Annotated in this window: 12 protein-coding genes; 7 read left to right on the plus strand and 5 right to left on the minus strand. The window is 58.9% G+C overall.

What is annotated here, in order from left to right; all coding sequences use genetic code 11:
• Positions 1–39: 39 nt before the first annotated feature.
• A complete protein-coding gene (locus JJ917_01845; GenBank protein MBO6697553.1) occupies positions 40–693 on the minus strand; it encodes a GntR family transcriptional regulator in 654 nt (217 codons plus the stop codon).
• Between the two features lie 137 nt (positions 694–830).
• Here JJ917_01845 and ugpC point away from each other — a divergent pair, with 137 nt between their 5' ends.
• The 7 genes from ugpC to JJ917_01880 all read left to right on the plus strand — a co-directional run bounded on the left by ugpC (position 831) and on the right by JJ917_01880 (position 7,981).
• A complete protein-coding gene (ugpC, locus tag JJ917_01850) occupies positions 831–1,910 on the plus strand; it encodes a sn-glycerol-3-phosphate ABC transporter ATP-binding protein UgpC (GenBank protein MBO6697554.1) in 1,080 nt (359 codons plus the stop codon).
• Between the two features lie 55 nt (positions 1,911–1,965).
• Positions 1,966–3,306 (plus strand): extracellular solute-binding protein, encoded by a 1,341-nt coding sequence (locus JJ917_01855; GenBank protein ID MBO6697555.1) that lies wholly within the window; start codon positions 1,966–1,968, stop codon positions 3,304–3,306.
• A gap of 146 nt (positions 3,307–3,452) precedes the next feature.
• The gene (locus JJ917_01860; protein ID MBO6697556.1) at positions 3,453–4,355 is read left to right on the plus strand and encodes a sugar ABC transporter permease; all 903 of its coding nucleotides are present in this window, start codon (positions 3,453–3,455) and stop codon (positions 4,353–4,355) included.
• A 2-nt stretch (positions 4,356–4,357) separates the two neighbouring features.
• Entirely contained in the window at positions 4,358–5,239 is an 882-nt protein-coding gene (locus JJ917_01865) for a carbohydrate ABC transporter permease (protein ID MBO6697557.1), read from the plus strand.
• A gap of 5 nt (positions 5,240–5,244) precedes the next feature.
• The gene (locus tag JJ917_01870) at positions 5,245–6,441 is read left to right on the plus strand and encodes a Tm-1-like ATP-binding domain-containing protein (GenBank protein ID MBO6697558.1); all 1,197 of its coding nucleotides are present in this window, start codon (positions 5,245–5,247) and stop codon (positions 6,439–6,441) included.
• Entirely contained in the window at positions 6,422–7,096 is a 675-nt protein-coding gene (locus tag JJ917_01875; GenBank protein MBO6697559.1) for a class II aldolase/adducin family protein, read from the plus strand. The genes JJ917_01870 and JJ917_01875 overlap by 20 nt, the downstream gene beginning before the upstream one ends.
• Positions 7,097–7,222: 126 nt before the next feature.
• On the plus strand, positions 7,223–7,981 hold the full coding sequence (locus JJ917_01880; protein ID MBO6697560.1) for a Crp/Fnr family transcriptional regulator: 759 nt from the start codon (positions 7,223–7,225) through the stop codon (positions 7,979–7,981).
• Positions 7,982–8,011: 30 nt separating this feature from the next.
• On the opposite strand, the gene ppsA is transcribed toward JJ917_01880, so the two are convergent.
• From ppsA to JJ917_01900, 4 genes are all read right to left on the minus strand, one after another.
• Entirely contained in the window at positions 8,012–10,393 is a 2,382-nt protein-coding gene (ppsA, locus tag JJ917_01885; GenBank protein ID MBO6697561.1) for a phosphoenolpyruvate synthase, read from the minus strand.
• A 74-nt stretch (positions 10,394–10,467) separates the two neighbouring features.
• Positions 10,468–10,881 (minus strand): CBS domain-containing protein, encoded by a 414-nt coding sequence (locus JJ917_01890; GenBank protein MBO6697562.1) that lies wholly within the window; start codon positions 10,879–10,881, stop codon positions 10,468–10,470.
• On the minus strand, positions 10,878–11,048 hold the full coding sequence (gene nqrM / locus JJ917_01895) for a (Na+)-NQR maturation NqrM (GenBank protein MBO6697563.1): 171 nt from the start codon (positions 11,046–11,048) through the stop codon (positions 10,878–10,880). The genes JJ917_01890 and nqrM overlap by 4 nt, the downstream gene beginning before the upstream one ends.
• A gap of 9 nt (positions 11,049–11,057) precedes the next feature.
• Positions 11,058–12,020, minus strand: a complete 963-nt coding sequence (locus JJ917_01900; protein ID MBO6697564.1) for an FAD:protein FMN transferase — start codon at positions 12,018–12,020, stop codon at positions 11,058–11,060.

Here is a 12,020-nt window from a genome sequence, read left to right on the forward strand (position 1 = left end):
AAAGCGTGCCAAGCGATCAGAATGGCGGTTTTGATGTGATCAGTTGGCGGCGAGCACGCGCATGAAGCTCTCTTCCATATGCTTGCGCATATAGTCGAAGGCATCGTTGGAATCGGCGGAGAAGATTTTTTCCAGAAGTTCATCGTGGCTGTGAGCCGAAGCGATGAGGTCAGCCTTCGTGGCGAATTTCTTGGCGCGAAACGGCCCTGTTCGGCGACGAAAGTCCGAGGCCATTTGCTGGATATAGGGGTTGCCTGTTGCCTGATAGATGGCGAAGTGCAGCGCCTCATTGGCGCGCAAATAGGCCTGAAAATCTCCAGCTTTCGCCGCTTCATGACAGCGAGCTTGGGCGGCTTCGAGCTGTGACTTGGCCAGCAACGTCAGGCGTTGTGCCACCAGCCGTGCACACAGAGCCTCAATCTCGTGCATCGCCTCAAACATCTGCGCCAGTTCTTCGCGCGTGTACTGCGCAACGCGGGTGCCGCGACCTTCGCTTGGCTCCAGGACCCCTTGCGCGGTCAAACGCCCAAGCGCCTCACGGACAGGGGTGCGCGACGCGCCGAAGCGCTCGGCCAGGCGGGTTTCATCCAGGCGCTGGCCTGGCTCGATCTGACCGGCGGCGATTTCGTCGAGCAGCGCGCTTTCAATGCGCTGTGCCACGCTGACGCGAGCGCGTTGGGTGACCGTGTTCATTCAAAGGGTCTCCTTTGCACTCAGAGGTAGCCTAGGTCGGGCGTAAACACAATGATCGGGCTATTTTGTATGTTTTTGATTGCTTTTGTATACAAAATATGTGTTCCTCGGCGAACTGGGAGAAAAGAAGAGCTGTAATGCCCGAAATCCGGCTGGAAAACCTGCGCAAGGCCTATGGCGCCGTCACGGTCATCGAGGATCTCAACCTTACGATGGATGACGGTGAGTTCACGGTGCTCGTCGGACCTTCCGGCTGTGGCAAGTCCACGACGCTGCGGATGATTGCCGGGTTGGAGTCTGTCACGGACGGGACAATCTCCATCGGTGATCGTGATGTGACACGGCTTGATCCGAAAGATCGCGATCTGGCGATGGTGTTTCAGGATTACGCGCTCTACCCGCACATGAACGTCGCCAAAAACATGTCGTTTGCCTTGCGCCTGGCTCGATACCCCAAGGCGGATATCGATAAGCGCGTCAAAGAGGTGGCCGCCACGCTAGGGCTAACCGAGTATCTTGACCGCAAACCTGGCGCACTTTCCGGCGGCCAACGTCAGCGTGTGGCGATGGGCCGGGCTTTGGTACGCAATGCGTCCACCTTTTTGTTCGACGAACCGCTCTCCAATCTCGACGCAAAGCTGCGCGGTCAGATGCGCGCGGAATTGGCGCTGATGAGCAAGCGCATTCAAAAGAACATGGTCTATGTGACCCATGATCAGATCGAGGCGATGACCCTCGGCGATAAGATCGTGGTGATGCGCGGTGGTGAAATTATGCAGGCCGGCACGCCCGAGGAACTGTATCGCCGACCGGCCAACCGTTTCGTTGCCGGCTTTATCGGCTCGCCGACCATGAATTTCCTGAGTGCAGAGCTCGCCCAAGAGGGTGAGCTTCTCTTCGCAACTGGTCCTGGCTTCAAAATCCCGCTTTCCCCTGAGCGCAACCAAAAACTGTCCAGCCATGTTGGTCGGGACGTGCAACTTGGCGTGCGGCCGTCGGCCTTTTCTGAAGATGCGGGGCCGGACGCCCTGACCCTGCCCATCATCTTATCGGAGTATATCGGCGCGCAGTCTGTGCTGATGTCGGAGTTGGGCGGACAGAACGTCCAAATCGAAATTTCAACGGCAGCGCCGATCCCAGCAGGGCAGTCGCGGTCGTTCCGGATCGATGAAAAGGAACTGCATCTCTTCGATCCGAAAACTGAAGCGGCGCTTTAACGCCGCAGACGACCGGCCTGCACGACAGGTCTTTCACCATCCTGGGAGGATAAAGATGAAACTGTTTAAGACACTGACCGCAGCGGCTGTCGCCACGACGGCGCTCACTGGGGTCGCCATGACCGGGGCGGCTCTGGCCAATCCCTATGCGCCCTATGAGGGCGAAACGCTTGTGGTGAACTTCCCCGCCCACCCGCACTACAATGCGGTGCTGGAAGTGCTGCCGTTGTTCACCGAAGAAACTGGCATCGAAGTCGAAGTTGATCAGCTTCAGTATCTGCGTATGCGCGAACGCCAAACGCTGGAACTGACGCAGGATGAGGGTGATTACGATCTCATCGCCTACGTCGTGTTTTCAAAGGCTGACTACGTGTTTGCCGACCAGTTGCACAATCTGGCCCGCTTTTTCATGGACCCCGCGCTGGCTGACCCAAGCTACAATGCTGACGATCTGATCGACGGGTATGTGCAAAACATCGGCGTCGCCGGTGGCACAAAAGGCTATTTGCCCGGTCCAACCGGTTCGCTGTTCGGCATTCCGTTCGGTTCGGAAACCTCGGTTCTTGGCTACCGTACCGACATCTTCGAAGAGCACGGTCTTGAGGTGCCTGAAACCTACGAAGAGCTGCTGGAACTGGCATGCCTTATCCCTGAGCTGGAACCTGGTATGGGCGGTCTTGCCTCTCGCGCTGCTTCCGGTCACCAGGCAAGCCACGCGTATCTGTTGCACCTCAACCCGCTGGGCGGTGGCATCTTTGACGATAACTGGGAGCCGATCGTGAACAACGCCGCTGGCGTTGAGGCGGCTGAAGCTCTCAAAACCATCGTCGATTGCGGCATCGAAGGGTCCACGACATTTGGCCCATCCGAAGCTGCTGCTGCTTTCGCGCAGGGTCAATATGCGATGTTCCTTGACTCCATCGCGTTTGCTGCTGGTTTTGAAGACCCATCACGCTCTACGGTTGCCGGCAATGTGGGCTGGGCGATGCACCCGATGGGTGTTGAGCGCGCCTCGCAGACAGGCGGTTTTGGCCTTGCCATTCCGCGCAATGCCAACAACCCCGAAGCTGCGTTCCTGCTGATGCAGTGGCTGACCTCCCCGCGGATCGATTTGATGATCGCCATGGAAGGCGGTAACCCATCACGCTTCTCCACCTATCAGGATGCCGCTCTCAACGAGCGTTTCCCTTACTCGGCAACCTTTGGAGAAGCCCTGCAGTTTGCAGATCCAGATTGGCGTCCGATCATCCCGACCTGGGGTGAAATCAACGCTGACCTTGGCACAACGCTCAGCCAGATCCTGACCGAGGATCTGGACATCCAGGAAGCTTTGGACGGCGTTGCGGAACGTAGCCGCGCGATCATGGAAGAAGCTGGGTACTACACCTGGAACTAAGCCAGGCCTATGCCTGAAGACTGGCGGCGGACTGGACATCGGCCCGCCGCCACCCTGCCACCGAAGCCCAATACCAAGGCTCAAAGCAACCGCGCCATGAATAGGCAACCATGAACATCCAAGCTGCCAACCGGCTCACGCCCTATATGTTCCTGGCGCCTGCTGCTGCGGTGATGATCATCGCGCTGCTCTACCCCATCGGGTACATGGTCTATGCCAGTTTTCTGGACTGGAACCCGAGCCAGCGCATCGGCGAGGCGGAGTTTGTCGGCCTTCGCAACTACATAAATCTCTGGAATTCAGCCAGCTTCTGGGAAAGCTTCGGCGTCACCATCCGTTTTGCAGCGCTGGTTGTTTCCCTGGAAATGTTCTTAGGCGTTGGTTTGGCCCTGCTGCTCGACAGGCAGTTGCGCGGGATGGCCGTGCTGCGCACGATATTCATTCTGCCGATGATGATTGCGCCCATCGTGGTCGGCCTGATGTGGCGCTACATGTACCACCCGCAGGTTGGCCCATTTAACCGCTGGCTGGAAGCACTGGGCTTCGACAAGATCCCATTTCTGGGTGACAGCAGCTGGGCCTTTGCCTCGGTCGTCATTGCCGACATCTGGCAGTGGACGCCGTTCATTTTTATTCTTGCGCTTGCCGCCCTTCAGTCGCTTCCCCAGTCGGCCCTTGAGGCAGCGCGCGTTGATGGCGCCAATGGCTGGCAGCAGGTGCTTTACATCAAACTGCCTTTGATGATGCCGGTGCTGATTGTCACCTGCCTGCTGCGCCTGATCGATGCCTTTAAAGTTCTCGAAGTGATCCTTGTCATGACCAATGGCGGGCCGGGACTTTCGACGGAAATCTTGTCGCTGCGCATTTCGCGAACGGCCTCGGAGTTCCGGCAGCTCGGCGAGGCGGCGGCCATGTCGAACTATCTGCTCATCTTGTTGATGCTGATCACCGCCGTCATGTTCATTTACACGCGGCTCAACGATGCTCGATTGGCGCGCATCCGTGCTGCTGGCGCCAAGGCCGCACAGGCCGAAGAGGAGGCCGTTTAGTCATGTCCCAGCCCGCCTCGCACGGCCAAGAGCGCGTCAACCCCGCCTTCTATGTGCTGCTCATTTGCCTGGTTTTCATGTCAGCCGGCCCGATCGTGCTGATGCTGATGAACTCATTCAAGCTGAACGTGGACATCACCTCGCCGACCGCCAACCTGTTCTTCATGCCGACTCTTCAAAACTATGAGACGGCGCTTTGCGAGTTTTTGCCTTATGAGCCAGAACATCTGCGCCGCTGCGACCCGACGTTTGGCCGGGCGTTGGTCAACTCGCTGATCATTTCGCTGGCCTCCACTGCACTCACACTGATTTTGGGCTGCATGGCAGCCTATTCCATCGTGCGCTTCAAATATCTGGGCCGCGACACGGCAAGCTTCACGACGCTCATCATGCGCATGGTGCCACCAGCGGTGCTGTTGGTGCCGGTGTTCGGCATCTGGAACGAACAGTTCGGGCTGGATGGCACGCGCTCGGGCATCATCCTGGTCTATGTGGCCATGAACCTGCCGTTCGTGATCTGGATCCTGCAAAGCTTTATCGTGCAGGTTCCCATCCAGCTGGAAGAGGCAGCCCGCATTGATGGGGCAGGGCCGTTCCGTGTTTTCTTTCTGGTGGTCCTACCGCTCATACAGCCGGGTCTTGCTGCGGCAGCAATCTTCACGTTCCGCGTGGCGTGGAACGAGTTCCTGCTGGCCAATGCACTGGCTGACCGCAACACTCGCACCGTGCCGGTGACGATTGTGAACTCCATCACCGAGTTCAACATCGACTGGGGTGTGATCATGGCCACCGGCATGCTGCTTGCCATTCCACCCATCCTCTTCACTTTCTTTGCCTCGCGTCAGATCATCACCGGCATGACCGCGGGTGCCGTGAAGGGTTAGCGTCGATGGGCTGTTCCGTCCTGCTGCTGGCGACGATGGAAACCAAGCATGAGGCCATTGCCTATTTCAAACAGGCGATGGACCGGCATGGCGTGCATTGCCATGTGCTTGACCTGTCCTTGAACGCCGATGGCGAGGTGCTGTCAGGCGCGCGCAAGCTGCAATCCATGGCTGATGTGGCGAACAATGCCTCGGTTATGGCGCGTGAGGCCATTAAGGCCGGGGCAACGGCGGCCGTTTCCATTGGCGGTGGAACGGGTGGTGAAATTGCGCTGCAGGTGATGCGCGGCATGCCCTTCGCGTTTCCCAAAATGCTGGTGACCACGCTTCCCTTCGATCCGCGCTATGCGCTGGCTGACAATGCGATCATCATCGTGCCGACGCTGGCCGATGTCTGCGGCATCAACGCAGCCCTCCGGCAGGTGCTCGAAAACGCCGCTGCCATGCTGGCTGGCCTCTGCCAGACATCGAACATGCTCCCCCACGTTTCCACCAATCCTTCCGTTGGCATCACGGCACTTGGAGCCACGGGCGCCTGCGCGGACGGTCTGTCGGCTGCATTGAACGCCGAAGGCCGGGAGGCGACAGTGTTCCACGCCAATGGGTTCGGTGGCGCCGCCTATGCCCGTTTTGCCCGCTGCGGCACATTCCACACCGTCGTCGATATGACCCTTCACGAACTGACCCGCATTCATGTGGCAGGCGCGCATGTGGAGATGCCGGATCGGCTGACGGCGGCACGCGACTGCGGTGTGCCCCAGGTGGTCTTGCCGGGAGGGCTGAACTTCATCGGTCTTGGCGAGTTGTCGCTGGTGCCACCGGCCTATCTGGAGCGCCCGCATTATCAGCACACAGGCTATTTTACCCATGTGCAGGTGAGTGAAGACGAAATGGCCTTGGTCGCCGGAATACTCGCCGACGCGCTTGATGGTGCAGAGGTCCCGGTCACCCTGCTTGTGCCGATGGGTGGTTTTTCCCACCAGGACCGGCCAGGCGGCGCCATTGAATCGCCAGCGCTGCGCGAAGTGTTCTTGGAGGTCATGCGCGCGCGCGTTTCCTCGACCGTCACCCTGCAGACGCTCGACCATCACATCAACGATGCCGGCACGGTGCACGCCATAATGAATGCGCTGCGCCCTCATCTGCCTGCCCTTGAACAAGCCCCCCGTGAAGGAGCCCCCCATGCCCGCGCAGAAGCCTGACGTATCAGAACTGGAAGCCAAGAAGGATGCGCTAATTGCCACCGCGCGGCGCTGCTTTGATCGGGGCTTGCAGACCAACGCCGGGGGCAATCTTTCCGTTCGCTTGGCGTCAGCCGACGCAATTGTCATCAAACCGTCGGGTGTCGGCTTTGCCGAATGCACGCGGGACAATCTACAAGTCGCCTTTCTGGATGGAACACTGGAACCGTCGGCCTTTAAGCCGTCCAAGGACCTTGATTTCCACGCCGATCTCTACCGCATCCGTCCGGACATCAATGCCATCGTGCACTGCCACAGCCCGTGGGCGACAGGCTACGCCTCGGCCGGTATCGAGATACCGTGCCTGACTGTTCAAACCATCGAGAAGATCGGCCGTATGCCGTTGATACCGCTGTCGGCCAATGGCGGGCCGCAGACGGATGTGGAGATTTCACCGGTCTTTCAAGACCCATCGATCCGCGCCGCGGTGCTCGCTAACCACGGAACGATTGGCGTTGGAAAAACTCTGATGGCCGCGCAGTATCTGGCCGAAATCATTGAAGAAACAGCGCATATTGCCTTTGTACGCGACGCGTTGATGGCGGCACATGGCAAGAGCCTTGCCGATCTGCCGCGCTATGGAACGGCGGCCGAGGCTGCCGCAGCAACCGCCTGACGCATCGTTACGCCCTTACGTTGAATCGTACATGGATCAGCTTCAGGTCGTCCGATTTTCCTTCACCAGGTTCTCGCGATGTGTAAGGGTCGGCTAAAGTAGTCGTGTATCCTTCAGGGCCGGTTGATGAATTATTCCTCGCCGCATGCGTCTTTTCGCACGCGTTGTGATCAGTGCTCCATCCATAATCGCGCCATTTGCAGCCGAGCATCGTCGGCTGCCGCCCAAGAGCTTCAAAGCCTCAGCCGAATCCGTAAGTTTTCTGCTGGACAGGTGATCCTTGGTGAGCGTCAGCCGGGCGGATTTCTCGGTAATGTCGTCTCCGGCATGGTGAAGCTGTGCAAGACGCTCGAAGACGGCCGTCAGCAAGTGGTCGGGCTGCTGTTCCCGTCCGATTTTTTTGGTCGACCCTTTGAAGATGCCGCGCCGTTTTCCTTCGAGGCAGCGACAGATGTTGAGATCTGCGTGTTTGAACGCCAGGCGTTTGAGAGCCTGCTTGCGCAGTATCCCGAAGTTGAACATGAGCTGCTCGTGCAGGTGCTGACCGAGTTGGACGCTGCGCGTGAATGGATGGTGCTGCTTGGATGCCAAACGGCCCGCGAGAAGGTTGCAAGCTTCCTCTTAATGTTGCTGCGGCGGTCCAATCTCATGGGGTGTGAAAAGGCCGGGAAACCAGAAACACAAATCGTGACATTTCCGGTTAGTCGCAAGGATGTGGCACTCTATCTTGGCACGACACCGGAGACTGTATCGCGTCAGATTCAGTGGATGTCGCGCAACGACATTCTAACGATCATCGACGCGCAGACCTTTGCAATCACCGACGTGCACCGGTTGGCGCAGACGGCGGCACATGAAGAGTGGCTGGATCAGTTGAGCGCCTGATGGCGCTCAATGTCTCTCTCAACCTGTTGATCAGCTGACCTTTTCGGCTTCGGCGACATTGGCTTTGACAGCGAGGAAGCTGTCAGGGGTCACCGATATGCTGTCGATTCCTGCTTCCACCAAAAACTTGGCAAAGGTCGGGTCGTTGCTCGGCGCCTGACCGCACAGCCCAACCTTGGCACCCGCCTGATGGGCGCGGGCGATCACCGTTTCGATCATCCATTTGACGGCATCGTTCTGCTCTTCAAAAACGCCGGAGAGATGTTCGTTGTCACGATCAACGCCCAAGGTGAGCTGGGTCAGATCGTTCGATCCGATGGAGAAACCGGAGAACCGCTTGGCGAATTCGTTTGCCAGAATGACGTTCGATGGCACCTCGCACATGACATAGATGTCGAGGCCGTTTTTACCTCTCTCCAGGCCGTTTTTGGCCATGACATCGAGCACCAGATCAGCTTCCTCCGGCGTCCGGCAGAACGGGATCATGACCAGTACGTTGGTGAAGCCAAGATCCTCACGCAAATGGCGGATTGCTTGGCATTCCAGAGCAAAACCATCGCGGTAGATGTCGGCATAGTAACGCGAGGCGCCGCGCAGCCCGATCATCGGGTTTTCTTCATCCGGCTCGAACGCCGATCCACCGAGCAGTTTGGCGTACTCGTTGGTTTTAAAATCGCTCATCCGCACGATCACCGGGTTGGGATGAGCAACAGCGGCGATGCGCGAAAGGCCTCGGGCTAGCGTTTCGACGAAATAGTGTTTCTTGTCATCGTACCCGCGCGTCAGCGCTTCGATTTCTTGCTTGTCGTGATCATCGTGCAGCGTATCAAAATTCACCAACGCCATCGGATGCACCTGCACGGCGGAGTTCACCACGAACTCCATGCGGGCGAGGCCGACTCCATCCGACGGTAGGCGCCACCAGCGAAATGCTGAGGCCGGGTTGGCTAAGTTCAGCATGATTTTCGTGTTGGTGTCGGGCACATGGTCAAGCTTGATGTCTTCGACATCGAAATCGAGATAGCCCTGATAGATGTCGCCCTGTTCGCCCCCAGCACAGGAAACCGTCACCTGCTGGCGGTCGTGCAGAACATGTGTGGCGTCTCCTGTGCCAACAATGGCCGGAATGCCGAGCTCACGGCTGACAATGGCGGCGTGGGAGGTGCGCCCGCCATGGTCGGTGACGATCGCGGCCGCCCGCTTCATGATCGGCACCCAGTCGGGGTCGGTCGTCGATGTGACAAGCACTGATCCGTCGATAAAACGCTCAATGTCCTGTGCGCTTTCAATGATGCAGATCGGACCCTGGGTGATGGCGTTGCCGACGCTCAGACCGCTCAGGATCGGGGTATCCTTGGTGTTGAGGGTGAAGTTTTTCATGACCTGATGATCGGCGCGCGATTGCACCGTCTCTGGCCGCGCTTGCACGATGTAAAGCTCGCCGGTTTCGCCGTCCTTGGCCCATTCCATGTCCATTGGCTGGCCATAGTGCTTCTCGATGGTGACGGCTTGGCGCGCCAGGGCCGCGATTTCTGCGTCGCTCAAGACAAAGCTTTGCTGCTCGCGCTTGGAAGTGGGCACGTTGATGGTCTCGCCGCCTTCCTGACCAGCATAGATCATCTTCTGCTCTTTCTCCCCGAGCCGTTTTTCGACGATCGGTTGGAGCGCTTCATTATCCAGGAAGGGCTTGAACACCTGGTACTCATCGGGGTTCACCGCGCCCTGGACGACGTTTTCGCCAAGGCCCCAGGCGGCGTTGATGAGCACAACCTTGTCGAAGCCGGTTTCGGTGTCGATGGAGAACATGACGCCCGACCCGCCAATATCGGAGCGCACCATGAGCTGAACCCCAACTGAAAGCGCGACCTTCTCGTGGTCGAAGCCTTTCATGGTGCGGTACATGATGGCCCGGTCGGTGAACAGCGAGGCGTAGCAGCGCCGACAGGTGGCGAGCAGCGCATCGGGCCCGCGTACGTTGAGGAAGGTTTCCTGCTGGCCAGCAAAGCTTGCATCGGGCAGATCTTCAGCGGTGGCGCTTGAACGCACGGCCACGGAAAGTTCGTCCGCACCGACCCGCTTCTGCAGCTCGTCGAAATGCGCCACGATGTCGTCACGCAAATCCTGCGGCCATTCACCGGCGATGAAGGCTTTACGGATGTGTGTACCCGCCTCTTGCAGCGTCATCTGCTTGTTGGTGAGGCGTTTCAGCGTTTCGTCGAGCACCTTGTCCAAGCCATTGTGTTTTACGAAATTGCGAAACGCATCAGCGGTGGTCGCAAAACCGGACGGGACCTTGATGCCGGCACTGCCCAGCTGCTGAACCATTTCGCCAAGCGAGGAGTTTTTGCCGCCGACCAGGGCAACGTCGCCGCGTGCCAAATCGTCAAACCAGATGATGTTTTTCGTGCCCATGCTGTTTCCTCTCTGCTACCGCTCTGCGGCGATTGTTGCGTGAATTTGCGTGTTTAGTTTGTGTCTGGCGGTCGTTAGCCCCATTGGCTTGCGAGGGCGCGCAGCGCATCGGTGCGGCTCAATTGGCCGACCAGATTGCCGCTATCCATCACCGGAAAGCGGCGAAACGGCTTTTCAATGAAGAGGTTTGTGGCGCTGATGATGTCGATACTGGCGTCGATCGTCGTCACTGGATGGCTCATATAAGCGTCCACATGCCCGCCCCAATCGCGATAGTAACTGGCATCCAGCGCAGCCTTCAGGCAGTCGCGCTTGGTGAGAACGCCGACCAGCAACCCATCACTGTCGAGTACTGGCGCGCCGGATATCCGCCGGTCGAGCAGGATGTTCATCGCGCGATTGATTTCCATGTCAGGCGTCAGCGTCACCAGATCGCGCGTCATAAAGTCAGCGACCAGGGGCAGGGAATCGGCGGACCTGGTGTTCATGGCTCGTGCTCCACCATTTTGCGGTTCGGGCAGGTGGCGCACTCAATGTCTTTCAGACAGGCAACGCCGCCGCAGGAGCCTTCGATCGGCTTGCGCCCTGCCATCACACCGATGGCGAGCCCGCCGATGGCCAATGCGAAGATGCTGAAAGTGAAAAGAAAGATCATCGTCCCCTCCTACGCCGTCACATGGTCGGCGAAAGCGCCGGTCATTGTTTCGCGGAAGCCGGAGGGTGTTGGTTCTAAGAAAAGCGCCGCGATGCGCTGTTCTTGTGCGAGTTCAATCCCCCGGCTCGGCCCAAGGACGGTGAGGGCGGTCGCCAGCGCATCGGCTTGCATGGCGCTGGCGGCCAGAACCGACACCGAGGCCAGGTCTTGATCAACTGGGCGCTGTTGGCGCGGGTCAATGAGGTGGCTGAACGCGATGCGCCCTCGATGGCCATTGGGTGTGTGGCCGGAACTTGCTAGCGCCATCTGCCCGGGCGCGACGATGCGGTGGGCCGTGATCTGACGCTCTCCTGGTCGCTCGATGGCAACCTGCCAGGGCCGGCCTGCGGGATGCTCACCGATAGCGGCCACTTCGCCGCCTAGCTCGACCAGTGCCGAGGTCACGCCTTCGTGACGCAAGGCTTGTTTGATCTCATCCAGGGCATGGCCCTTGGCGATGCCGCAAAGGTCCAGGGTCATGTCGGCCTGAGTCTTGCGGACGGCATCACCGCGAACACCGATCGCATCAAAGGTTCCCGAGCCCCCTTCAATGCGGCCAAAGCCAAACCGGGCAACCGCTGGTCCGACGGTTGGGTCGAAGGCGCCGCCAGTGGCACGTGCGACGTCGAGGCTTGCTGACACAACGCGGCAAACATCACCCGGCATGGCTTGCCAATCTGTGCTCGGCAAAGCGTTGAATCGTGAAATGTCAGAGTCGGCGCGCCAGGGTGACATCTGCTGGTCCACGCGCCGGATTACGGCTTCGATCAACGGGCGCAGACGCATTTCATCCAAGCCCGGCTCGCCGGAAAAGCGCCAGGTGCTGCCAAAGGCGTGCCCGCCAATAGACAAAGAAGAGGCTTGCGATGGAAGCGCCCAAACCAGCCCAATGGTTGCGGTACTGGCCAAAAAACTGCGTCGTGTAAACGTCAT

The organism is Hyphomicrobiales bacterium, assembly GCA_017642935.1.
Lineage (GTDB): Bacteria > Pseudomonadota > Alphaproteobacteria > Rhizobiales > MH13 > MH13.

Excerpts from the sequence above, each read along its gene's own strand:
- JJ917_01865 (MBO6697557.1), top strand. The coding sequence starts at position 4,358 with ATGTCCCAGCCCGCCTCGCACGGCCAAGAGCGCGTCAACCCCGCCTTC.
- ppsA (MBO6697561.1), bottom strand. The coding sequence starts at position 10,393 with ATGGGCACGAAAAACATCATCTGGTTTGACGATTTGGCACGCGGCGAC.
- JJ917_01870 (MBO6697558.1), top strand. The coding sequence starts at position 5,245 with ATGGGCTGTTCCGTCCTGCTGCTGGCGACGATGGAAACCAAGCATGAG.
- ugpC (MBO6697554.1), top strand. The coding sequence starts at position 831 with ATGCCCGAAATCCGGCTGGAAAACCTGCGCAAGGCCTATGGCGCCGTC.
- nqrM (MBO6697563.1), bottom strand. The coding sequence starts at position 11,048 with ATGATCTTTCTTTTCACTTTCAGCATCTTCGCATTGGCCATCGGCGGG.
- JJ917_01875 (MBO6697559.1), top strand. The coding sequence starts at position 6,422 with ATGCCCGCGCAGAAGCCTGACGTATCAGAACTGGAAGCCAAGAAGGAT.
- JJ917_01855 (MBO6697555.1), top strand. The coding sequence starts at position 1,966 with ATGAAACTGTTTAAGACACTGACCGCAGCGGCTGTCGCCACGACGGCG.
- JJ917_01890 (MBO6697562.1), bottom strand. The coding sequence starts at position 10,881 with ATGAACACCAGGTCCGCCGATTCCCTGCCCCTGGTCGCTGACTTTATG.
- JJ917_01845 (MBO6697553.1), bottom strand. The coding sequence starts at position 693 with ATGAACACGGTCACCCAACGCGCTCGCGTCAGCGTGGCACAGCGCATT.
- JJ917_01900 (MBO6697564.1), bottom strand. The coding sequence starts at position 12,020 with ATGACGTTTACACGACGCAGTTTTTTGGCCAGTACCGCAACCATTGGG.
- JJ917_01860 (MBO6697556.1), top strand. The coding sequence starts at position 3,453 with ATGTTCCTGGCGCCTGCTGCTGCGGTGATGATCATCGCGCTGCTCTAC.
- JJ917_01880 (MBO6697560.1), top strand. The coding sequence starts at position 7,223 with ATGAATTATTCCTCGCCGCATGCGTCTTTTCGCACGCGTTGTGATCAG.